At 60.2% G+C, this 21,829-nt stretch carries 16 protein-coding genes and 1 pseudogene; 10 read left to right on the top strand and 7 right to left on the bottom strand.

Annotated elements, in window-relative coordinates; translation table 11 throughout:
* Window positions 1–16: 16 nt before the first annotated feature.
* From CQ009_RS11960 to CQ009_RS11935, 6 genes are all read left to right on the top strand, one after another.
* Entirely contained in the window at window positions 17–970 is a 954-nt protein-coding gene (locus tag CQ009_RS11960) for a glycosyltransferase family A protein (RefSeq protein WP_105706340.1), read from the top strand.
* Window positions 971–983: 13 nt separating this feature from the next.
* Window positions 984–2,402 carry an oligosaccharide flippase family protein gene (locus CQ009_RS11955; protein ID WP_105706339.1) on the top strand — a complete coding sequence of 473 codons (1,419 nt, stop codon included), beginning with the start codon at window positions 984–986 and terminating at the stop codon, window positions 2,400–2,402.
* Window positions 2,403–2,431: 29 nt separating this feature from the next.
* Window positions 2,432–3,487: a UDP-glucose 4-epimerase GalE gene (gene galE / locus CQ009_RS11950; protein ID WP_105706338.1), complete on the top strand. Its 1,056-nt coding sequence runs from the start codon at window positions 2,432–2,434 to the stop codon at window positions 3,485–3,487.
* Window positions 3,484–4,950, top strand: a complete 1,467-nt coding sequence (locus CQ009_RS11945) for a family 16 glycosylhydrolase (protein ID WP_105706336.1) — start codon at window positions 3,484–3,486, stop codon at window positions 4,948–4,950. The genes galE and CQ009_RS11945 overlap by 4 nt, the downstream gene beginning before the upstream one ends.
* Before the next feature lie 123 nt (window positions 4,951–5,073).
* The gene (locus CQ009_RS11940; RefSeq protein WP_105706334.1) at window positions 5,074–6,123 is read left to right on the top strand and encodes an acyltransferase; all 1,050 of its coding nucleotides are present in this window, start codon (window positions 5,074–5,076) and stop codon (window positions 6,121–6,123) included.
* Between the two features lie 100 nt (window positions 6,124–6,223).
* Complete coding sequence (locus CQ009_RS11935) at window positions 6,224–7,126, top strand: bestrophin family protein (protein WP_064389959.1); 903 nt, start codon at window positions 6,224–6,226, stop codon at window positions 7,124–7,126.
* A 43-nt stretch (window positions 7,127–7,169) separates the two neighbouring features.
* On the opposite strand, the gene CQ009_RS11930 is transcribed toward CQ009_RS11935, so the two are convergent.
* Entirely contained in the window at window positions 7,170–7,949 is a 780-nt protein-coding gene (locus CQ009_RS11930; RefSeq protein WP_095112128.1) for a MetQ/NlpA family ABC transporter substrate-binding protein, read from the bottom strand.
* A complete protein-coding gene (gene solA / locus CQ009_RS11925) occupies window positions 7,946–9,124 on the bottom strand; it encodes an N-methyl-L-tryptophan oxidase (protein ID WP_105706332.1) in 1,179 nt (392 codons plus the stop codon). Before solA ends, CQ009_RS11930 begins: the two co-directional genes overlap by 4 nt.
* Window positions 9,125–9,497: 373 nt before the next feature.
* On the opposite strand from solA, the gene CQ009_RS11920 reads away from it, so the two are divergent.
* Window positions 9,498–11,903: a glucose/quinate/shikimate family membrane-bound PQQ-dependent dehydrogenase gene (locus tag CQ009_RS11920; RefSeq protein ID WP_105706330.1), complete on the top strand. Its 2,406-nt coding sequence runs from the start codon at window positions 9,498–9,500 to the stop codon at window positions 11,901–11,903.
* A 105-nt stretch (window positions 11,904–12,008) separates the two neighbouring features.
* Complete coding sequence (locus CQ009_RS11915; RefSeq protein WP_064389946.1) at window positions 12,009–13,307, top strand: carbohydrate porin; 1,299 nt, start codon at window positions 12,009–12,011, stop codon at window positions 13,305–13,307.
* Window positions 13,308–13,367: 60 nt separating this feature from the next.
* On the opposite strand, the gene CQ009_RS11910 is transcribed toward CQ009_RS11915, so the two are convergent.
* Complete coding sequence (locus tag CQ009_RS11910) at window positions 13,368–15,227, bottom strand: ABC transporter ATP-binding protein (protein ID WP_105706328.1); 1,860 nt, start codon at window positions 15,225–15,227, stop codon at window positions 13,368–13,370.
* 146 nt (window positions 15,228–15,373) lie between these two features.
* On the opposite strand from CQ009_RS11910, the pseudogene CQ009_RS11905 reads away from it, so the two are divergent.
* Window positions 15,374–15,584 (top strand): annotated as a pseudogene (locus CQ009_RS11905) (LysR family transcriptional regulator); the annotation flags it as partial.
* Window positions 15,585–15,644: 60 nt separating this feature from the next.
* Window positions 15,645–16,061, top strand: a complete 417-nt coding sequence (locus CQ009_RS11900) for a hypothetical protein (RefSeq protein ID WP_105706326.1) — start codon at window positions 15,645–15,647, stop codon at window positions 16,059–16,061.
* 119 nt (window positions 16,062–16,180) lie between these two features.
* On the opposite strand, the gene CQ009_RS11895 is transcribed toward CQ009_RS11900, so the two are convergent.
* From CQ009_RS11895 to CQ009_RS11880, 4 genes are all read right to left on the bottom strand, one after another.
* Window positions 16,181–17,527 carry a glutamine synthetase family protein gene (locus tag CQ009_RS11895; RefSeq protein ID WP_105706324.1) on the bottom strand — a complete coding sequence of 449 codons (1,347 nt, stop codon included), beginning with the start codon at window positions 17,525–17,527 and terminating at the stop codon, window positions 16,181–16,183.
* A 22-nt stretch (window positions 17,528–17,549) separates the two neighbouring features.
* The gene (locus tag CQ009_RS11890) at window positions 17,550–18,107 is read right to left on the bottom strand and encodes a helix-turn-helix domain-containing protein (RefSeq protein WP_105706322.1); all 558 of its coding nucleotides are present in this window, start codon (window positions 18,105–18,107) and stop codon (window positions 17,550–17,552) included.
* Window positions 18,108–18,132: 25 nt separating this feature from the next.
* On the bottom strand, window positions 18,133–19,422 hold the full coding sequence (locus CQ009_RS11885; RefSeq protein ID WP_105706320.1) for an FAD-binding oxidoreductase: 1,290 nt from the start codon (window positions 19,420–19,422) through the stop codon (window positions 18,133–18,135).
* An 84-nt stretch (window positions 19,423–19,506) separates the two neighbouring features.
* Window positions 19,507–21,804 carry a TonB-dependent receptor gene (locus CQ009_RS11880; RefSeq protein ID WP_105706318.1) on the bottom strand — a complete coding sequence of 766 codons (2,298 nt, stop codon included), beginning with the start codon at window positions 21,802–21,804 and terminating at the stop codon, window positions 19,507–19,509.
* Window positions 21,805–21,829: the final 25 nt, after the last annotated feature.

Below are 21,829 nucleotides of genomic sequence, written 5' to 3'. Positions count from 1 at the left end.
CCAAGGAGAATCACCCGTGCCCAATCAAGCCTCCCCTTCCGTGGATTCAGTGTGCGTCGTCATCCCGATGTACAACGGCGCCGACAGCATCGAGCAGACATTGGCGTCGCTGGTCGGGCAAACCCGCCTGCCGGATCACGTCATCGTCATTGACGATGGCTCCACCGATGACGGCCCACAACGGGTCAGAGACTTCGTCGCGCCGTTTCGCCTGACGCTGCTGCAGCAAGCCAACGAAGGCCAGGCCAGCGCGCGTAATCACGGCATGCGCCATTCGCAAGAGACGTTTGTGGCGATGCTCGATGCCGATGACCAGTGGCACCCGCAAAAGCTCGAACTGCAACTGGCCCTGTACGAAGAACTCAGTCGTCAGGGGCGGCCGGTGGGGTTGATCGACTGCTATGCGCAGGTCAATTACAGCGACGGCCGGCGGCAACTGGACAACCGGCGCAAAAGCGGCAGGCACTTCTACGACTTCATCCACGCCAACGTCGTCAATGGCGTTTCCACTGCGCTGGTCAGGCGTGAAGTGATCATGCAGCTCGGTGGCTTCGATGCGAGCCTGCGTTACTCCGAAGACCGCTACATGTGGACGCGGATCGCCGAACACTGGGAGGTCCACACAGTGCCGCAGGTACTGCTGGAGCGCACGGTCAACGGCGGCAACATGACCGCGCAACCGAAGAAGTACTACCAGAACAAGATCCATTTTATTGAGGTGTACCTCGCCCGCTACGGCGAGATGCTCAGCCAGCAGCAACGGATCAATTTCGTCCTGAGCAACCACACCGATTTTCTCGAAGCGTTTTCCCGGCGCGGCGAGCATGACCAAGTGCTCGGTGTGTACCGGCGAATGCTCGAGTGTTCCTGGCAAGCGCTGATCTTCGCCAATGGTAAACCGACCTTGCGCTATCTCTATGCCCGCGCCAGAACGTGGCGCAAGGCAACGGCGTCAACTCCAGCTCATTGAATCGGTAACCGCCATGGCCAATCACCGTCTGGTGACATTGAGCTGGATCTTCACCGAGAAATTCGGCCTGATCCTGCTGTCGATGATCACCTTTGTCGTCTACGCGAAGCTGCTGTCGCCGGCCGAGCTGGGTGTGGGCACGATCATTATTGCCATCGTCGAATTGATTGGCCTGGTGTACTCATCGGTGCTGGAAGATCCGCTGGTACGCCTTGAACGGCTGGAAGACAAACACATCTGCACGGCTTTCTGGGCCGGGGTGCTCGTCAGCCTGGTGTCGATTGTCATCATTTCGCTCGCGGCATTCCTCTACACAGCCGACCCACTGCTGCAATGGCTGACGGCGGTGGCCTCGGTGAAAATCCTCTTCACCATGATGGCGCGGGTCTATGTGGCGCAAATGCGCCGTAGCGGCAACTTCAAGATGCTCGCGTCGCGCACGTTACTGGGCAAAGTCGCGGGCGGCGTCGGCGGCATAGCGGTGGCGCTGTGCGGAGGGGGTGCGTGGGCGGTGATTGCCCAGGCGCTGATCATGGAATGGGTGTCGATCATTGTTCTGATGGGTGCAGACCGGCGCCGCATCGCCTTTGCCATCGACCGGGCGGTCTTGCGCGAACTGTTAAAGGCCGGTGCGCCGGTTGCCATCAATTCCCTGAGTTCACAAACCTTGCAGCGCGGCGTCAACGTGGTGCTGGGCATGACGGCCGGGGCGAACGCAGTCGGCATGTTCAACATGGCGATGCGCATCATCGAACTGCCGCGCACGGCGATTTATAACGGCCTGCTGAGTTATGCGCTGCCGGCGTTCGCCCGACGCAGTGGGGAACCCAAGCGCCTGCTCGGGATCATTGGCGACTCGACCGCCGTCAGCGGCTTTGTGTTGACGCCGCTGTTCATTGGCCTCGCGCTCACGGCCAACGACCTCATCCTGTTGATCTTCGGCGCCAAGTGGGCTGACGCCATTCCTCTGTTGCAAGTGCTGGCCTGCACGGCGGCCATCGGCAACACCGCGATGTACGCCACCACCGCACTGGTGGCGGTCAACCGCAGCCACCTGACGATCAAGGCGGAAGTGCTCACCACGGTTCTGGCACTGGCGCTGGTTTACAGCCTCGGCAACGTTTATGGCGGCATGGCCGCAGCTGCCGCTCTGCTCACGCGCATGCTGCTGATCACGCCGCTGCAGATCCGCGGCCTCAACCTGGCCATCGGTTACAGCTGGCGACGGTTTGTCGAGGCCAATTACCGCAGCGTGATTGCCGCGCTGGTCATGGCCGCGACCGTGCTGCTGGTGTCACCGCAACTGGGCTTTCAAGGCTACCTGCACCTGATCGGCAACATCGCGCTGGGCGCGTTGAGCTACGCCGTGGCGTATAGCCTCATCCACCCGCACTGGCCGCAGGAATTCAAATCGGTTTTCACCGCCCGCTGATTCAGTCCCTGAGACAGGAAGACCTCACCATGCGCAAAACCACGTTGATTACTGGCGGGGCTGGTTACATCGGCTCGCACACCGCTTTGGCGCTCATCAATGCCGGGCACCGGGTGCTGGTGCTCGATAACCTGTGCAACAGCTGTCAGGAGTGCATCGCGCGCCTTGAGCAACTGACCCTGACCCGGGTCGATTTCATCAAGGGCGACATCCGTGATTCCGATCTGCTGGACGACATCTTCCAGCGTTACGACATCGATGCCGTGGTGCATTTTGCCAGCCTCAAATCCGTCGCCGAAAGCGTGCGCAAACCGCTCGACTACTACGCCAACAACGTCGCCGGTACGCTGGACCTGTGCCGGGCCATGGCGCGCAACAACGTCTTCCGCCTGGTGTTCAGCTCATCGGCCACGGTGTACGGCGAGCCGACCCGTACGCCGATTGCCGAAGACTTCGGCACCGGTAAACCGGTCAATCCGTATGGTCGCACCAAGCTGATGATCGAAGAGTTGCTGACGGATTTGTGCGAGTCCGATCCGCGCTGGAGCATTGGCCTGTTGCGCTACTTCAATCCGATTGGCGCCCACGAAAGCGGGATGATCGGCGAAGACCCGCGCGGCCGCCCCAACAACCTGCTGCCGTGCCTGACCCAAGTCGCCATTGGCCGGATACCGGAACTCACGGTGTACGGCAGCGACTATCCCACCGTCGACGGCACCTGCGTGCGCGACTACATCCACGTGGTCGACCTTGCCATTGGCCACCTCAAGGCACTGCTGGTGTTGCAGCACAACCACGGCATCCATTTCTGGAACCTCGGCACGGGGGTTGGCTATAGCGTGCTGCAGATCATCCACAGTTTCGAGGACATCACCGGCATCAGCATTCCGTACCGCTTTGCACCGCGCCGCGAAGGTGACATTGCCAAGTGCTGGGCTGACCCGGCCAAGGCCGGACGCGAGCTGGGCTGGACCGCGCAACGCGACCTGCAACAAATGATTGTCGATGCCTGGCGCTGGCAGTCGTGCAATCCGCAGGGGTATCAGTCGTCCTTCGAAATTCCAGCGCTGCTTGCCCTCAAATGATGTTCTTACGATCGCTGCCAGCGCTGCTGCTGTGGCTTTCACTGGCTTGCAACGCAGCACCCGCGCCGCCGACTGCCGGGCTGGTGCTGTGGCTGGACGCGGCCGATGCGTCCAGCCTGAGCCTGAATGCGCAGAACCGTGTGCAGCGCTGGGGCGATAAATCCGGCCAGTCCCATGACGCCAGGGTCGACGAAGGTGCCGAACAGCCGCAACGCCTGGAAAATGCCGTGAATGGCCATGCGATCGTGCGTTTCAGTGGTGGGTCGGCGTTTCTGGGCAAAAGCATTCGTAGCGCAAAAGGACCTGTCACGGTGTTGATCGTGTCCCGCCGATTGCCCGAACAGGCCGGGGTCGATCCGTGGCAGCGGTTGTTCAGTTCACGTGCGCAAACCGCTGACAACGATAACGTGTTGCCGAACTTCGCCATCAGCCTGGCGCAAACCAGCGCGTATGAACCGACGGTGTCGGTCCTGGAACTGCAGGATGTGCCGATCGGCCCGTATGCCGTCGGGCGCAATGCCGTCGGTACTTCAGAAAACTTTCGCGGCGACATCGCCGAGGTGCTGGTTTACGACCGCCCGTTTGCGTCCCTCGCCGAGCGTCAGCAGGCTTTCCAGTACCTTGCGCACAAGTGGTCAGTGGCCGTCCCCAGCCATGCCGATACCTGGACCCGCGTCGGTCCACTGGGCAAAGTACCGACGCATCAGCATGCCTATCTGCCGCTGTCCGACCAGGCCAATGCCGGGCGCTGGGCATTCAACACGACGCTGTCCGACGACTTCAACGGCAACACCCTCGACCCCGCGCGATGGCACGTCAACAATGCCATCGGCAACGAATCGCTCGGGCGCAAACCGGCGCTGTTCACCCCACGCAATGCCAGCGTCAGCAACGGCAACCTGAACATTGTCTTTCGCAAGGAAACCTTGCCGCAGAAGTACGTCGAGCTTGGCTTCAAGGATTACACCTCAGCCATGGTCCGTACCCGTGAACGCGGTTTCTACGGTTACTACGAAGCACGCGCCAAACCGATGAACTCCGCAGCGTCGAGCGCGTTCTGGCTGGCGTGGACGGGCTTCACGGACAACGCCACCGAAATCGATATCTTTGAAATTGGCGGTAAAACCAAAGGCGCAGCCTCGGACCGTTCTTACAATATGAATGCCCACCTATGGGCAACGCCGCACAGTAAAGAACATATCGCCAACGGCAGCACCTGGATCAGCCCTTGGCGATTGGCCAGCGACTTTCATGTCTACGGCTTCGACTGGCAGCCCGACACCCTGCGCTGGTACGTCGATGGCGTGCTGGTCAGGGAATCGAAGAACCGCTACTTCTTCTTCCCGATGCAAATCGTCTTTGACAGTGAGGCCATGTGGAAATGGTTCGGCGTGGTCGATGACGCTGATCTGCCGTCCACCTTCGAGGTCGACTACATCCGCATGTGGCAACGCGGTCCATAACCGTCACACCAAGCCAGGGACAGTCGACGCCCTCCTGCTGCCAAAGCTTGCGCCTTGAGTCGAATTTCACTCGGCAGAGTCGTCAGTTCTCGATCAGCGCTAACACCTCCGGAGCGCCCATACATGAACAACCGACGACTGAAGGAGCTGGATTTGCTGCGTTTCCTCGCAGCGCTCGCCGTGGTGATTTTTCACTACGCGTTTCGCGGCTATGCGCGGGGCGACATGTCGGTCATGCCCTATCCGCTGCTGGCCGAGGTGGCCAAGTACGGCTACCTGGGCGTGGAACTGTTTTTCATGATCAGCGGATTTGTCATCCTGATGACCGCTTCGAGCAACAATCTGCAGGTGTTTTTCATCTCCCGCGTGGTGCGCCTGTGCCCGGCGTTCTGGGTGTGCTGCACGCTCACGTTTTTGATCACACTGGCTTTCGGGCAGCCCAGATTCAGCGCTGATCTTTATCAATACCTGATCAACATGACGTTCCTTGGCGACCTGCTCGGCGTCCCGCCCATCGACGGCGTGTATTGGTCACTGTTTGTAGAGATCAAGTTCTACCTGATGATCTCGATTCTCCTGGCCTTGAAGAAAATAGACAAAATCGAACCCTGTCTCGTGCTGTGGCTACTGGTGTCGGCCACCGCGGAAGTCCTCGCTTTTGAGAAGCTGCGCTCGATACTGATCACCGATTACGCGGCCTACTTTATCGCCGGTGCCACGTTCTACCTGATCTGGGCAAAGGGTATGACAAAACCCCGCATCGCCCTGGTGGCGGGAGCATTGGCCTTGGCCACCTTCACCGCCATTACCTGGGCCGAGTCGATCGAAAGCAAATATGCGACGGAGTACGATCCGTCGATCATCGGCAGCGTCATTATTGTGTTTTTCATGACCTTCCTGTTGATCGCAACCAACAAAACAGCGGCCATCGGAGAAATGAACTGGACGTCCCTGGGAGCCCTCACCTACCCGCTTTACCTGCTCCATCAAATGATCGGTTTCATCATCTTCAACATGGCCTATCCGGCGGTGAATGCGCACCTGCTGCTGTGGGGCACCGTGGCTTTGATGATCGCTGCGTCCTATGTCATTCACGAAAAGATCGAAACGCCGATGGCCAGACTGATGAAAAGGTCCCTGTCATTTTCATTCAATCGTCTCCGGGCTAATTAGCCCGTGGCGACGAAAGCTGAAGCGATTTAGCGAACCTTTCCCGCGAAAACAGCGTCCGAGTCAAGGCGTTAACGCTTACCGCTCGCTATGAGGTTTCCGTTTGAAAGCAGCCATCGTCAGAAAATACCGTTTGATCATCAAGACTCTGGGCTATGTCGGCTGGGCGTTGTTCTGGCTGCTGCTCTGGGACATCGCCGTCACCGTCGACTTCATGCTGTTCCTCAACGCCAAGCTGAATCTGCCATTGATGCCCCTGACGTTATTGGGTTCCGCATTGATCGTGCTGATCAGTTTTCGCAACAGCAGCGCTTACAACCGCTGGTGGGAAGCACGCACGCTGTGGGGTTCGATGATCAACAATTCGCGCAGCTTCGCCCGCCAGGTGCTGACGCTGCTGGATGATCCCGATGGCGAGGTCAATCCGGTCAAATCGACCCTGTTACGCCGCCACGTCGCCTATGTGAATTGCCTCGCGGCGCATCTGCAAGGCCAGCCTTGCCCTGAGGAAGTTCGGGCGTTCATTCCGGCTGACGAGTTCGCCCGCAGTGGCACGACCAATAACTTCGCCAATGACATCCTCACCGGTTCTGCGGCACTGCTGGCCCGGGAGTACAAGGCCGGGCGTCTGGACAGCATTCGCCTGGCGCGGCTTGAGTCGACATTGGTAGACCTCTCCAACAGTCAGGGTGGCATGGAGCGGATTGCCAATACGCCGCTGCCCTACCCTTACGTGTATTTCCCACGACTGTTTATTTCGCTGTTCTGCCTGATCGTGCCGATCGGCCTGGTCGAGTCACTGGGTTGGTTTACGCCGCTGGCCTCGACCGTGGTCGGCTTCATGCTGCTGGCCATCGAACGCATCGGCACCGATCTGCAAAGCCCGTTTCGCCACAGCGAACACCAGATTCAGATGGAAGCGTTGTGCGAAACCATCGAGAAGAACCTGCAGTCAATGCAGCGTGACTCTTTGGGTGACGTGCGCCGGATTGAAGAGAACGCTTGAAGATGTCGGGAGCCGTCAGCATTTCTGCCGGCTCCCGACGGAGTCAGAACGCCGGCACCACGTCGCCGTGATAACGCTCAAGAATGAACTGCTTCACTTGCGGTGAATTGAGCAGCGCGCCGAGCTTCTGCACCGCCGGCGCATTGGCCTTGTCGCGACGCACGTACAGGTAATTGGCGTACGGCGACTCCGAACTTTCGATAAACAGCGCGTCTTTGTGCGGCACCAGTTTGGCTTCCAGCGCGTAGTTGGCGTTGATCAACGCCATGTCGACCTGATTCAACACCCGCGGCAACATCGCCGCTTCGAGTTCCTGAAACTTCAGGTGCTTGGGGTTGCTGACGATGTCCAGGCGCGTGGCCATGATGTTGTCGGGATCCTTCAGGGTGATCAGGCCTTGTTTGGCGATCAGCAGCAGCGCACGGCCGGAGTTGGTCGGGTCGTTGGGAATGGCAATGGTCGCGCCATCCTTGAGTTCGCTTATGTTTTTGATCTTCTTCGAATAGGCGCCGAACGGTTCGATGTGCACGGCCACAATCGGCACTTGATCGCTGCTCGGGCGGTCTTTTTTGTAGGCCTCGTAATATGGTTTGCTCTGGAAGTAATTGGCGTCGAGCAAGCCTTCATCGGTCTGCCGGTCGGGTTGAATGTAGTCCGAGAAGACTTTGACATCCAGCGTCACCCCTTCCTTGGCCAGCTCCGGTTTCAAAAACTCGAGGATTTCGGCGTGGGGCACAGGCACCACGGCGATTTTCAGGGTTTCGGCATAGGCATTGCCCATGGCGGCGACCAGCAGTGCTACGGAGAGCGCGACGCGTTTCACGATAGTTTTCCTTCGAAGCGTTTCAGGGAGAAAGAGGTCAGATCCAGGTCGCTCGAGCCGCGCATGCACCACTGGGCAAATGCTTCGCCGAGCGCGGCGGAATGCTTGAAGCCGTGCCCGGAGCAGGCCGAGACGAACAGGGTGTGTTGCAGCGACGGATGCTCGTCGATGATGAAATGGCGATCCGGGGTCACGGTGTAGGCACAGACGGCGGACTTGACGACTTTCGCGGTCACGCCAGCGATGCGGTTGTGCACCTGGTGCTCATACATGTCCTGCGCTTCGGCCGCTGAAACCGTACGGTCGATGGCCTGCGCTGACGTTGAGGTGTGGTACTGCGCGGTGGCGATTTTCATGCTGCTTTCGCCGGGTAACGCGGGGAAACCGTAGTTGATTTTGTCGTCGCCGCGGCCGTGGGTGAAGATGAACGTCGGTGAGTGGCCGACCAGTCCGGCGTTCTCTTCCAGTTCGAACCAGAACAGCTTTTGCCGGTAAACACTCAGCAGGTTCTCATACGGCTCACCGAGCCACTCGCCGTTCCAGTTGCCCGCGCTGATCACCAGTTTGTTGGCAAACAGCGTGCGCCGGTCCGTGTTGACCGTGACACCCTCCTCGTTCGAGCTGATCCCGGTGACGGTCTCGCCTTTGTAGAGCGTCGCACCGTGTTGCTCGGCCAGTTTGAGCTGCACATCGATGCAGCGCTCCGGGCGCACAAAGCCGCCACCCGGTTCGAAATAGCCGATGGCCGAGTCGTGCACGTTGGCGAATTGCGGGAAGCGCTGGCGAATCTGTTCGGCGGACAGGACTTCGTGCTCGATGCCGTAAGTCTGCGCCAGACCGATGGTGCGCAAGGTGAAGTCGGATGGATCTTCGGGATCGAACTCGGCGCTCGACGTCAGCACCAACAGGCCCGATTGCTCGAACAAAGACTCACCGGTGAGCGCCTCAAGTTCACGCCAGATGCGATGAGAATTGCGCACAATGGGCACATATTGCGCGCCCTCGCCGACCGACAGCCGAGTGATGCGCGTGTCGCCATGGCTGGAGCCGAGGTTGTGCGGCGGGTGATGGCGGTCGATGCCGACGACATTCACCCCCGCTTTCGCCAACTGATAAACCGTGGCCGCGCCCATGGCACCCAAGCCCAGAACCAACACCTCACATCGCTCGGACATCAATAGCCACCTATCAAAAAGGCGCCAGTTGAGCGGTAAAACACGGCGAATTCCAAGATTAAAAAAGCATATCCATATAGCTCGACGCAGCAGCCAACCGCTCTGTCTCGGTACATTGGGCGGTTATTCGTCGCATTTACAACCCGAAGAAAATGATTTACGCCTGAGGACACGACCTCAGGCATCTGTCAAAACTCACAACAAATCTGGCAGAACCGTAATTTTTGTGTGCATTTCGACAGACATTTCCGCATCTGAGACCGCCTCAGGCGCGAGTCGAATCCGCGAACTACGCTTCACGTTGAAATTTGTGATTTAACTAGGTAGTTACCTAACTATATAATGCGCGTCTCATTTCAACGGGACACTCAACGTGAAGCAGAGTCAACGCCTCTCGGGCATATCAAAATTCATTCTGATCGGGCTGGGCGTCGTCATCGCCCTGCTCGGCTTGGCGCTGGCTGCGGGCGGCGTGAAGTTGGTCAGCCTGGGAGGCTCGTGGTACTTCCTGCTGGGTGGCCTGGTCATGGCCGTTTCCGGTCTGTTGATCGCGCGCTTCAAGCTTGCCGGTGCGTGGTTGTTCGCCGCGTTCCTGGTGGGCACCGCGATCTGGGCAGTGATCGATGCTGGCCTGGCGTTCTGGCCGGTGTTCTCGCGCCTGTTCATGTTCAGCGTGATCGGCCTGGTCGTGGCGCTGGTCTATCCGCTGCTCAAGCGTGCCAACGGTGGCGTTGCCGGTCGCGGCGCTTACGCTGTGGCGGCGGTGCTGGCGGTCGGCGTGGTTGTCGCGGCCGGCAATATGTTTGTCGCGCACCCGACCGTTGCCGCAACCGGCACCGGCCCGGGCCTGACCCCGGTCGAGCCGGACAAGGCGCAAAAAGACTGGGCGCACTACGGTAATACCGAAGGTGGCAGCCGCTTCGCCGCGCTGGACCAGATCAACCGCAACAACGTCGACAAGCTGAAAGTCGCGTGGACCTACCACACCGGTGACGTCGCCGAGAGCGATGGCAACGGCGCCGAAGACCAGCTCACTCCGCTGCAGGTTGGCAACAAGGTGTTCATCTGCACCCCGCACAACAACCTGATTGCGCTGGATGCCGACACCGGCAAAGAGCTGTGGAAGAACGCGATCAACGCGCAGTCGAAAGTCTGGCAGCGCTGCCGTGGCATGGCCTATTTCGACGCCACCAAAGCGATTGCTCAGCCGAGCAACTCGTCGATCATCGAAGCCAAGCCTGCGCCGGCCGCCAATTGCCAGCGTCGTCTGCTGACCAACACCATCGATGCCCGCCTGATCGCGGTCGATGCGGACACCGGCGAGTTCTGCCAGGGTTTCGGCAACAACGGCCAGGTTGATCTGAAGGCCGGTCTGGGTAACGTGCCGGACAGCTACTATCAGTTGTCCTCCGCTCCGCTGCTGGCCGGCACCACCGTGGTGGTTGGCGGTCGCGTGGCTGACAACGTGCAGACCGACATGCCCGGCGGCGTGATCCGTGGTTTCGACGTGATCACCGGCGCCATGCGCTGGGCGTTCGACCCGGGCAACCCACAGGATAAAAACGCACCAGCCGAAGGCAACACTTATGTGCGCAGCACGCCGAACAGCTGGGCGCCGATGTCCTATGACCCGGCGACCAACACGGTTTTCCTGCCGATGGGCAGTTCGTCGACCGACATCTATGGTGTCGAGCGCAGCAAACTCGATCACACCTACGGTGCTTCGATCCTCGCGCTGGACGCCACCAGCGGTGACGAGCGTTGGGTATTCCAGACCGTGCACAACGATCTCTGGGACTTCGACCTGCCGATGCAGCCGAGCCTGATCGACTTCACCAAGGACGGCAAAAGCATTCCGGCGCTGGTCATCGGCACCAAGGCCGGGCAGATCTACGTGCTCGACCGCGCCACCGGCAAACCGCTGACTGACGTTAAAGAAGTACCGGTGAAAGCGGCGAACATCCCGAACGAACCGTACTCCCCGACTCAGCCGAAATCGGTGGGCATGCCAGAAATCGGTGCTCAGCACCTGACCGAGTCGGACATGTGGGGCGCCACCCCGTACGACCAATTGCTCTGCCGCATCGACTTCAAAGGCATGCGCTACGACGGCCTGTACACCGCGCCGGGCATGGACAAATCGCTGAGCTTCCCGGGTTCGCTGGGTGGCATGAACTGGGGCAGCCTCTCCACTGACCCGGTACACGGTTTCATCTTCGTCAACGACATGCGCCTGGGTCTGTGGATTCAAATGATCCCGTCGCAGAACAAAGGCCAGGCCGCTGGCGGTGGCGAAGCGCTGAACACTGGTATGGGCGCCGTTCCGCTGAAAGGCACGCCTTACGCCGTGAACAAAAACCGCTTCCTGTCGGTAGCCGGCATTCCTTGCCAGGCACCACCGTTCGGCACGCTGACGGCGATCGACATGAAGACCCAGAAAATCGCCTGGCAGGTTCCGGTCGGCACCGTTGAAGACACCGGTCCACTGGGTATCCGCATGCACTTGCCGATCAAGATTGGTCTGCCAACCCTCGGCGGCACCCTGTCGACCCAAGGTGGTTTGATCTTCATCGCCGGCACCCAGGACTTCTACCTGCGCGCGTTCAACAGCGGCAACGGTGAAGAAGTCTGGAAAGCACGTCTGCCAGTCGGCAGCCAGGGCGGCCCGATGACCTATGTTTCGCCGAAAACCGGCAAGCAATACATCGTCATCACCGCCGGTGGCGCGCGTCAGTCGACCGATCGCGGCGACTACGTGATGGCTTACGCCTTGCCGTAAACCACTGCGTCCACGTTAAGCGCGGACGCTTGCTTCGAGCGCGGCACCTTCGGGTGCCGCGCTGCTTTCCCCCTTATTGCTCATGTTTTCTGCAGGAAGATTTACATGCTATCGGCTGTTGGTTTTTCCCGTTCCGACCTGTTCAAAGGCCTGTTGCTGGGCGTCGCGTGCACCACCACCCTCCCCGCGCTGGCGGACAACGATGCCGATCTGTTGAGCCGCAGCACCCTGACCGGCGACTGGGGTGGCTTGCGTCACCAGATGGATGAACAAGGCATCAAGTTCACCGGCGATTACAGCGGCGAAACAGCCTACAACGCTGACGGTGGCCTGCATCGCTCGGCGCGCTACTCGCAGAACATCAAGCTCGGCGTGCAGTTCGATCTGAGCAAACTGTATGGCTTCGACAACGCCGGTAAAGTCCAACTGACGATCAATGACCGTCGCGGCAACAGCGCTTCGGAAGACTTGGTCGGCAACCGTTTGCCGATCCAGGAAAACTACGGCGGCTTGTACACGCGCCTGACCGAACTCAGCTACGAGCGCAGCCTGTTCACCCCGGCGCTCAACGTGAAACTCGGTTACATGGCCATGGGCAATGACCTCGGTGGCCTCGACAGCGGCATTCTGTGCAACTTCATGAACGCCGGTTTCTGCGGTCACCCGCTGAACATGTCCGGTGGCAGCGGCTGGACCAACTACCCCAACGCGCACTTGGGTGTGCGGGTGAAATACGATCTGTCGCCGTCGTGGCAATTGCGCGTGGCAGCGTTCAACGTCGATCCGGAGAGCAACGGCAACTCTAGCCGTGCCTGGCACCTGGGCCCGAAACACACCACCGGCACCGTGGTGCCGATCGAGCTGGTGTACAAGCACGCGGGCGAGCTGCCGGGTGAATATAAAGTCGGTTACTACTACGACAGCTCCGACGTGAAACGCATCGGCAGCAGTAAAGAAGTGTCCGGTCGCGGTGGTCATTATCTGTTGGTCGATCAAGCCGTGTGGCGCTCGGAGTCGTCCGAAGGCCGCAGCCTGCATGCCTTCGGCCAGTACTCGGCGGCCAGCGAAGCGGCTTCGCCGTTCAGCAAGTGGTACGGCACCGGCGTGGTTTTGTATAAACCGTTCGAAGGTCGCCCGCGTGACACCGTCGCTTTGGGCTACGGTCGCGCCGTGCCGAACCCGCGCAGCCGCGATGTGCAGCAAGACGCCGCGCTGGACAATGGCGCCGCGTTCCCGAACCTGGACAGCGCCGAACAACTGATCGAGCTCGGCTACGGCTATCAAGCCACGCCATGGCTGACCCTGCGTCCGAACATGCAATACATCATCGAGCCGGGCGCGTTCTCCGGGCAGGACATCGACAATGCGTTGGTGTTTGGTCTGCAGGTGAAAGCGTCGCTGTAAACCCTCGGGTTTGCAGGCACAAAAAAACCGGCGCAATGCCGGTTTTTTTGTGTTCGAACATCAGGCCTGATCCAGAACCTCCGCCACGCCTTGATCCTCACCGAGGAACCCGCCGCTCTGATGTTGCCAGAGCCGCGCATACACGCCGTTGCGTTCCAGCAGTTCGCTGTGGGTGCCTTGTTCGATGATGCGCCCTTCGTCCATGACGATCAGGCGGTCCATCGCTGCAATGGTCGACAAGCGGTGAGCAATCGCGATCACGGTCTTGCCCTGCATCATCTCGTCGAGGCTTTCCTGAATCGCCACTTCGACTTCTGAATCCAGCGCGCTGGTGGCTTCGTCGAGCAGCAGGATCGGCGCATTCTTCAGCATCACCCGGGCAATCGCCACACGCTGACGCTGGCCACCGGACAACTTGATCCCGCGCTCACCGACGAGGGTGTCGTAGCCGGTATGGCCCTGGCGGTCGCTGAGTTGGCTGATGAACTCATCGGCCTGCGCACTGGCCGCCGCGCTACGGATCTGCGCGTTGGTCGCATCGGGCCGGCCATAGGCAATGTTGTCGCGAATCGAACGGTGCAGCAGCGACGTATCCTGGGTGACCATGCCGATGCAACTGCGCAGGCTGTCCTGGGTTACTTGCGCGATGTTCTGGCCGTCGATGCGAATCTCCCCGCGGTCGACGTCATAGAAGCGCAGCAGCAAGTTGATCAGCGTGGATTTACCGGCACCGGAGCGGCCCACCAGACCGATTTTTTCCCCCGGACGGATGCTCAGGTTCAGGCCATCGAGCACCTGCCGTTCGCCGTTGTAATTGAAGCTGACGTTGTCGAACGTCACCGCGCCGCCGGACGTCTTCAGTACGCCGGCATCCGGCGCGTCCTGCACCTTGGTGCCCTGGGTGAGCGTCTCCATGCCGTCGTGCAGGGTGCCGATGCTTTCGAACAGCGACGTCATCTGCCACATGATCCAGTTCGACATGCCATTGATGCGCAACGCCATGGCCGTGATGGCCGCCACCGCACCGGCGCCGACCTCGCCCTGATGCCAGAGCCACAGCGCATAACCGCCCGCCGACATGATCAACGCCACCACCAGAGCCTGATTGACGATCTCGAACAGGCTGACCAGACGCATCTGGCGAAACCCTGTCAGCTTGAAATCCTCCATCGCCGCCCGAGCAAAATGCGCTTCACGATTGGAGTGCGAGAACAGCTTCACCGTGGTGATATTGGTGTAGGCATCGGAAATCCGCCCGGTCATCATCGACCGCGCATTGGCCTGCTCCTGCCCGACCTTGCCCAGACGCGGCACGAAGTACCACATCGCCAGCCCGAACAAAATCACCCAGGCGAGGAACGGCAACATCAGCTTCAGCGCAAAGCCGCCGGCCAGCGCAATGATCGCAATGAAATACACACCGATCCCCGGCAGGATCTCGATCAGCGTGAACAACACATCGCGCACCGCCAAAGCGGTCTGCATCACCTTGGTCGTGACCCGACCGGAAAACTCGTCGGAGAAAAACGAAAGGCTTTGCCGCAGCATCAACCGATGGAAATCCCAGCGCAGCCGCAACGGCAAGTTAATCGCCAGAATCTGGTGCTGCACCATGGTGCGCAACGCGACCAGTCCGACACTGAGCACCATGACAATGCCCATGCCCCACAACACCCGCGTCTCCTGCGCCGCCGCTTCCCCGCCGGCCTGCCAGGTCGAGAGCAAATCAACCACCTGCCCGAGGAAGGAAAACAGCCACGCCTCATAAATCGACACCGCGGCACTGAGCAGCGCCAAGGCCAGCACATAACCACGCGCGCCACGGGTGCAAGCCCAGAGGAACCGCGCCAGACCGGTGGGCGGTGGCGGCACCTCGTCAGGAGGGAAAGGGTCGAGTCTTCGTTCGAATAGACGAAGCATGTGGGGTCTCCAAACCGATCAAAGGGGGATTTTGCCATTGATTGGTGGGTAGGAGGTCATTGTGAAAAAGTGTGTGTGTGTGTGTGTTCAACACGGCCGATGATTGGCTCGTGTACAACTGTAAGGTATGTGAGCGCTACACAACTGTGCTCACTGACGGTCCGCTGCGGGCGACCAACGCTGACGCTTATGCCAGCCTTGCTGGACGGCTCGGCCCTCGCCGAACTTCCCGAGTTCATCGCCAGTGAATGCCTGGCGGACGGGCGTCTGGTCGCGTTGTTGCCACAGTGGCACATGATGCGCGGCGGGCTTTATCTCGTGACACCGTCAGCACGCACGCACCCGGTGAAGCGCTGATCTATAGTCACTTCGCAAGCCATCGGCGTTGTTCAATGTTCTCGCAAGGAGCGCGTAGTGATGACTCGACTGCAAACTCTCAAGCTGATCCAGATCGCCCTGGCCCTTCCCGCCTACACCGTGCCGGCCAGCACCACGTTTGTTTTTACCCTGTGGAGTGTCATCGCGTTTCTGATCGCCGTGTTCACTTCAGAACCAATAACAGGCGGGTGGCGGGTTCTGTTGGTATTGATTCTCGCCCTGTACTCACAATGGGCCTGCTGGAGCATCTTCGCTGACGCACTGGAAGACGCCCCCACGGTACGGTACCTGCCACTGCTTTTGCTGGGGGTCGTGCTGTCAATGCTGTTGGGGTTGAGTTCCTGGTTCCTTTTTCACACAGCTCTGATCTGGGTCATGTGCGGGACGCAAGGGATCGCGGCAGGGGTTTTGCTGGTGATCAATTGGGTGCGCAAAAGAGGCATGGGCAGCGACTGAGACAGGCATGCCGGGCCCATACACTCCCAATTAAGCCTTCCGGCGAAGGAAATTCTTCGCATGGCTGCGTGTGGCCGAGAACAACCACTGACGATTTCACCCTACCCTTTCTCCCCGCCTCACAAATACCAGCGATACTCCCGCGCCCCAATCTCCTGCATGAACGCCAGATGATCCTGGCGTTTGTTCTCGCAATACACGTCGACGAACTCAGCGCCCAATCCCTCACGCAACTGCGGCTGATGCTGCATCGCGCGCACGGCTTCGAACATTTCCCTGGGGAAATCAATGCCGCTGTTGCGATCTTCGTTCAGCGGCGCAATCGGTTCCTTGCCCGCCTCCAGCCCATGCTCCAAGCCCACCAGGATCGCTGCCAGGACCAAATAAGGGTTGGCATCCGCTCCCGCCAGTCGATATTCAACCCGTAGGTTCTTCTCATCCGACTCGGGAATCCGCAAGCACGCATCGCGATCCTCAAAGCCCCAACTGGCTTTGGTCGCGGTGTTCACCGTGCCGCCGAGGCGGCGCATGGCGTTCTGGTTCGGGGCGAAGATCGGCATGCTGTGTGGCAGCAGTTCCAGGCAGCCGGCGATGGCGTGGCGCAGCGCTTGTTGTTCGTTGGCCGCCAGCAAGTTGTTGCCGTCGGCATCGTACAGACTGACATGCACATGCATGCCGCTGCCGGGGTGCTGCAGATACGGCTTGGCCATGAAACTGGCGCGGTAGCCGTGTTTCAGCGCGACGCCACGAGTGCTGCGGCAGAATAAGGCGGCCCAGTCCGCTGCGCGCAGGCCGTCGTCGAGGTGGCCGAAGTTGATTTCGAACTGACCCGGGCCGAGTTCGGCGGTGATCACCGTGGCGTCGATGCCTTGGGCGCGTGTGGCTTCGACCATTTCGTCGAGCACCGGGGCGAAGCGTGACAGGCGTTCGATGTGCATGTTCGGCTGATCGTCGGCGTCGTCGCTCAGTTCATCGCGGGGGAATTGCGGCAGGCCGTCGCGCAGCTTTTTATCGAACAGGTAGAACTCCAGTTCGAACGCGACCACCGGGTGAATGCCTTTGCGCGCTAGCCGATTGAGCACTTGCGCGAGGACTTCGCGGGGTTCGAATTCGATCGGTTTTTCAGTGCCGTCCGAGGTGATCAGCATCTGCCCCAAGGGCTGCGCTTCCCAGCTCACCGGTTTGAGTGTGCCCGGCACCAGACGGCGCACGGCGTCGGGGTCACCGTCGTGGAAGCAGTAATCGCCGATCTCGAACAAACCGCCCTGCACGCCCAGCAATACGCAGTTTTGCGGCAGTTTCAGGGCGCTGCCGGCGGCGACTTTTTCCAGCATGTCGACCGGGTAGCGTTTGCCGTAGAAGTGCCCGGGAATGTCCAGGGAGATCAGGTCGACATAACGCACCTCGGGGTAGCGTTGGCGAAACGCACGTACTTCAGCGAGCAAACCGGCGCAGACAGCGTCCATCGTGTTCATCCTTTTATTATTCTCAGGTATAGACCCAGAGCACTCGGGTGAGCTGCTCGGTGAGGTTGCCGTAGCGGCAGCGGGTATGGCTGTCGAACTGGAAACTGTCGCCGGCCTTCAGGGTGACCGGGTCTTCGTCGTCGCCCAGCCACAGCGTCAGTTCGCCTTCGAGGACGTAACCGCCCTGCTCCGAGCTGTCGGTCAGATGGCGCTCGCCGCTGCTCGCACCGGCTTCCAGATGACTTTCGAGCATGGAGAACGAGGCGCGGATCTGCGGCGACACCAGAATGTCGGTGATGCCGTTGGCGTAATACAGCGTGCGGCGCTCGTCCGGGCGGGTAACCCACGGCAGCTCTTTAGGCTTGGGCAAACTATAGAAATAGGTGGTTGGCACGCCGAAGGTTTCGCTGATCGCGGTCAGATCGGCGACGGTGGGCCGCGACAAGCCGCGCTCGACCTGCGAGAGGAAGCCCACCGAACGACCGATTTTGTCGGCCAGTTCTTTCAGGGTCCACTTCTTGTGCTTGCGCAGGTCGTGGATGAGGATCGCCAGCGCGGCGATTTCTTCTTGCTTGTTCATCGTCGGGTATCCAGAAATGGCCTCTTCAAATGCTGTCACGCAGGCGATACCAGGCTTTGCCGATCGCCTCCAGCGGTGCTGCGAAATGTTTGCCGCCGGGGAAACGACCATTGCTCAGGCCCTGATACAAGGTCAATTCGTCCGTGTTGCCGAGAATCGCGTCGGACACTGCAAGCGCAGCGGCCAGCGTCGGCAACACGCCATGACCGGAATAACCTTGCAGCCAGTAACGGTTACCCTCGCAACCGACATCTGGCGTGCGTTTAAGAGTCAGATCGATGTGCCCGCCCCAGGCGAATTCCACCTCGACGCCTTTGAGCTGCGGGAACACGCGCTGAAGAAACGGCCGGGTTGCCGCTCCGATATCCCTGGGCATGCCGCCCAGATAGGTGCAGCCGCCGCCGAACAACAAGCGGTTATCGGGGGTGCGCCGAAAATAATCGAGGACGAACTGGTTGTCGGTCACGCAAACGTTACTCGGCAGCAATGCGCACACTTGCTCGGATGTCAGTGGCGCCGTGGCCACTTGATAAGTTCCCACCGGCAGAATGCAACTGGACAGTTGCGGGTCGAGTTCATCGAGGTAAGCGTTGCAGGCCAGCACCAGCACATCGGCACGGACGGAACCGCGTTCAGTGACGACCCGGAAGCCAGCGCCCTCCCGCGAATAACTCAAGGCTTTGCTTTGTTCGTAGATGCGCCCGCCGGCCTGTTCGATGGCGGCAGCGAGGCCCAATGCAAGTTTCAGCGGATTGAGGTGCGCACCGTGCGGGTCGTACAACCCGGCCTGATAGCGATCGCTGGCGACCCATTCGGACAATTGTTCGCGGGGGATGAACTGCAAGTCATCGTGGCCCCATTTGTGGCTGGCCTCGCGTTGCCATTCGGTCAGCAGACTGACCCGACGCGGCATCACTGACGTCCACAAGTGCCCTGGCCGATAGTCGCAATCGAAGCCATGCCGACCCGGCAACTCGCGCAGTTCTTCAGACGCCCAGCGCATGCCGTCCCACAAACGCTTGGCGCGTTCATGGCCGAGCGCAGCTTCCAGCGGCGGCATATCGCACGACCAGCCGAGAATCGCCTGCCCACCGTTACGCCCCGAGGCCGCCCACGCCACACGGCTGGCCTCGAGCACGGTCACGCGCTTACCGGCCAGCGCCAGTCGCAGCGCCGTGTGCAGCCCGCTGAAACCGGCGCCGATAATCACCACATCGGCGTTCTGCTCGCCCTCCAGAACCGGCCGATCGCGCAGAATATCGGCGCAACTATGAGCGTAATAACTGTCGACGTGCTGGCTGGACTGCTGAAACATTCGCGACCTCATGAAATCATCTTTTTATAATTTCATGAAAATCTACAGAAATAATTTCACGCAGGCAACCCGCAGTTGCTCCGGTCAAAAGTCATATCGCGCCGTCATGCCCACTGTGCGCGGGGTGCCCAACACCCCGGTGTAAGCGCCGTTGGGTGAATTCCACAGCGTGGTGTAATACGTCTTGTCGAAGGCGTTTTTCATCCACAGCGACACGTCCCACTGGCCTTTGCCCCAATCGCCGCGCACTCCGCTGGACAGATTGACCAGGCCATAGCCCGGCAACTGCGCCTCGCGGGAATCATCGACGGTGCCGACCGCATGGGAACGCCACGCGTAACTGCCATTGACGTAGGGCTGCAGGCCGTTTTGCAGGTTCCATTGATAACTGGCATTGCTGTTGAAAATCCATTTCGACGCACCGACCACCGCGTGCCCACTCAAATCGCAAGCGGCCGGCGCGCCTGGGCGCAAGGCGACTTCCGCCGGGCACGGCGCCTCGTCGTAAGACAGATAGCGCACGTCGTTGAACGAGCCATTGACGTTGATCGTCAGCCCCGAGATTGGCCGCCAACTGCTGTCCAGTTCCAGACCGCGGCTGCGCACGGTGCCGGCGTTGGTCAGGTAACTGGTGAGATTGACGTCGTCATAAGCGTTGGTCTGATAGCCGTGCACCACGGTCCAGAACAGGTTGGCATTGAGCAACAGACGCTGATCGAGCAGCGTGGTTTTTATGCCGAGTTCGGCGTCATTGGCCCGCTCGCTGCCGATCAACAGCGAATCAGCCCCGGCGACTGGCGCGCTCGCCACACTGAGATTGACCCCTCCGGATTTCTCGCCGTGGGATAACGAGGCATACGCCAGCACCTCATCGCTGACATGCCAGGCGAGACTCGCCAGCGCCGAAGGGCTGAAGCTATAAAGGCTCAGATCCCCGGAATCGTAAGCACCGCTCCGCCCTGCCCTGGCAGCCGCTGCTGCGCCGCTGACCCCGGCTCCTCCGACCGGAGCGTTGCGCGTGACCTGCGCCAGTTTGCGTTCATAAGTGCCGCGCACACCGAGGCTGAAATCCAAAACCGGGGTCAGGTGCCAAGTGCCTTGGGCAAACGTGGCGAAACTGTCGGTGTCGACATCGCCGTGGCCGACGCTGGTGACGTTGTTCAGCGCGCCTTGCGGGGTGCCGTTCCAGGTGTCCGCGAGCGGGCCGTAATCGGTGAAGACCTTGTTGCTCATTTCCTGGCGGAAGTAATAAGCGCCGAGCACGTAATCGAAGTGTTCGCCAACCGGCGAGGCCAGCCTGATCTCTTGGGAGTATTGTTTGTCCCGCGCTGATTGCCCGACGTTGTGCATCACATCAACGTTCAACTCATCGTCGTTGCGCGGGGTGAAATCCCACCAGCGATAAGCGCTGATCGAGGTCAGTGTGTAATCGTTGCGCAGATTCCAGTTCGCCTCCAGTGACGTGCCGCCCTGGAACACCGTGACGTTCTGATCGGCGTCCAGATTGACCCGACGCCCGTCTACCAGCGTCGCCCCGACCGCGGCGGCGCGTTGCTCATAACGGTTGACGCCGTTGATGGTCGGCCCGGTGCTGAACAACGAGCGCGTGCCAGCGCTGGAATCCTCTTCATGATAATCGGCGAGCCAGCGCAGATTGAAATCGTCATTGGGCTGAAACAGCAGTTGGCCGCGCACGCCCTGACGCACGCCGCCACCGAGGGTGTGGCCGTCGAATTCGTTTTTCACGTAGCCGTTTTCGTGGGTTTTGTAGGCGGCGATGCGACCACTGAGCGTGTCGTTGAGCGGGCCGGAAAAACTTGCCTGATTCTGCGAATAACCGTCCTCGCCCACCGAACTGGCGAAGCTGCCTTGCGGCGTCGATGACGGCCGGCGCGTGGTGATGTTCAGCACGCCTGCCGTGGTGTTCTTGCCAAACAACGTGCCTTGCGGGCCGCGCAGCAGTTCGATCTGCTCGACGTCGAGCAGATCGAACACCGCCATGCCGGGGCGACCGAGGTAAACGTTGTCCAGATAAATCCCGGCGCTGCCTTCCAGGCCATCGCTCGCCGGATTGTTACCCAAGCCGCGAATCGACAGGCTCGATTGCCGGGCGTGCATGAACGCGACGTTGACGCTGGGCATCGCCTGCTGCAAATCCTGCAGGCGATACAGGCGTTGCTCCTCGAGGGTTTGCGCGCCAAGCACGCTCATCGCCGTGGGCACTTGCTGCGCGTCTTCGCTGCGGCGCCGGGATTCGACGGTGACGGTTTGCAGCACATCATTGTTGTCGGGCAGATCACTGGCGGTTGCCGGGAGCAATGGCATTAACGAGCACAAACCCAGGGCGCCAGCGCTAACGTTGCGCGAATAAAGAAGTTTCATCGGTGATTCCTGGAGCGGCCTGAAG

The sequence above is a fragment of the Pseudomonas sp. MYb2 genome, assembly GCF_002979955.1.
GTDB lineage: Bacteria > Pseudomonadota > Gammaproteobacteria > Pseudomonadales > Pseudomonadaceae > Aquipseudomonas.
Note: the sequence above shows the minus strand (reverse complement) of the source record. Positions and strands in the feature narration are given on the sequence as shown.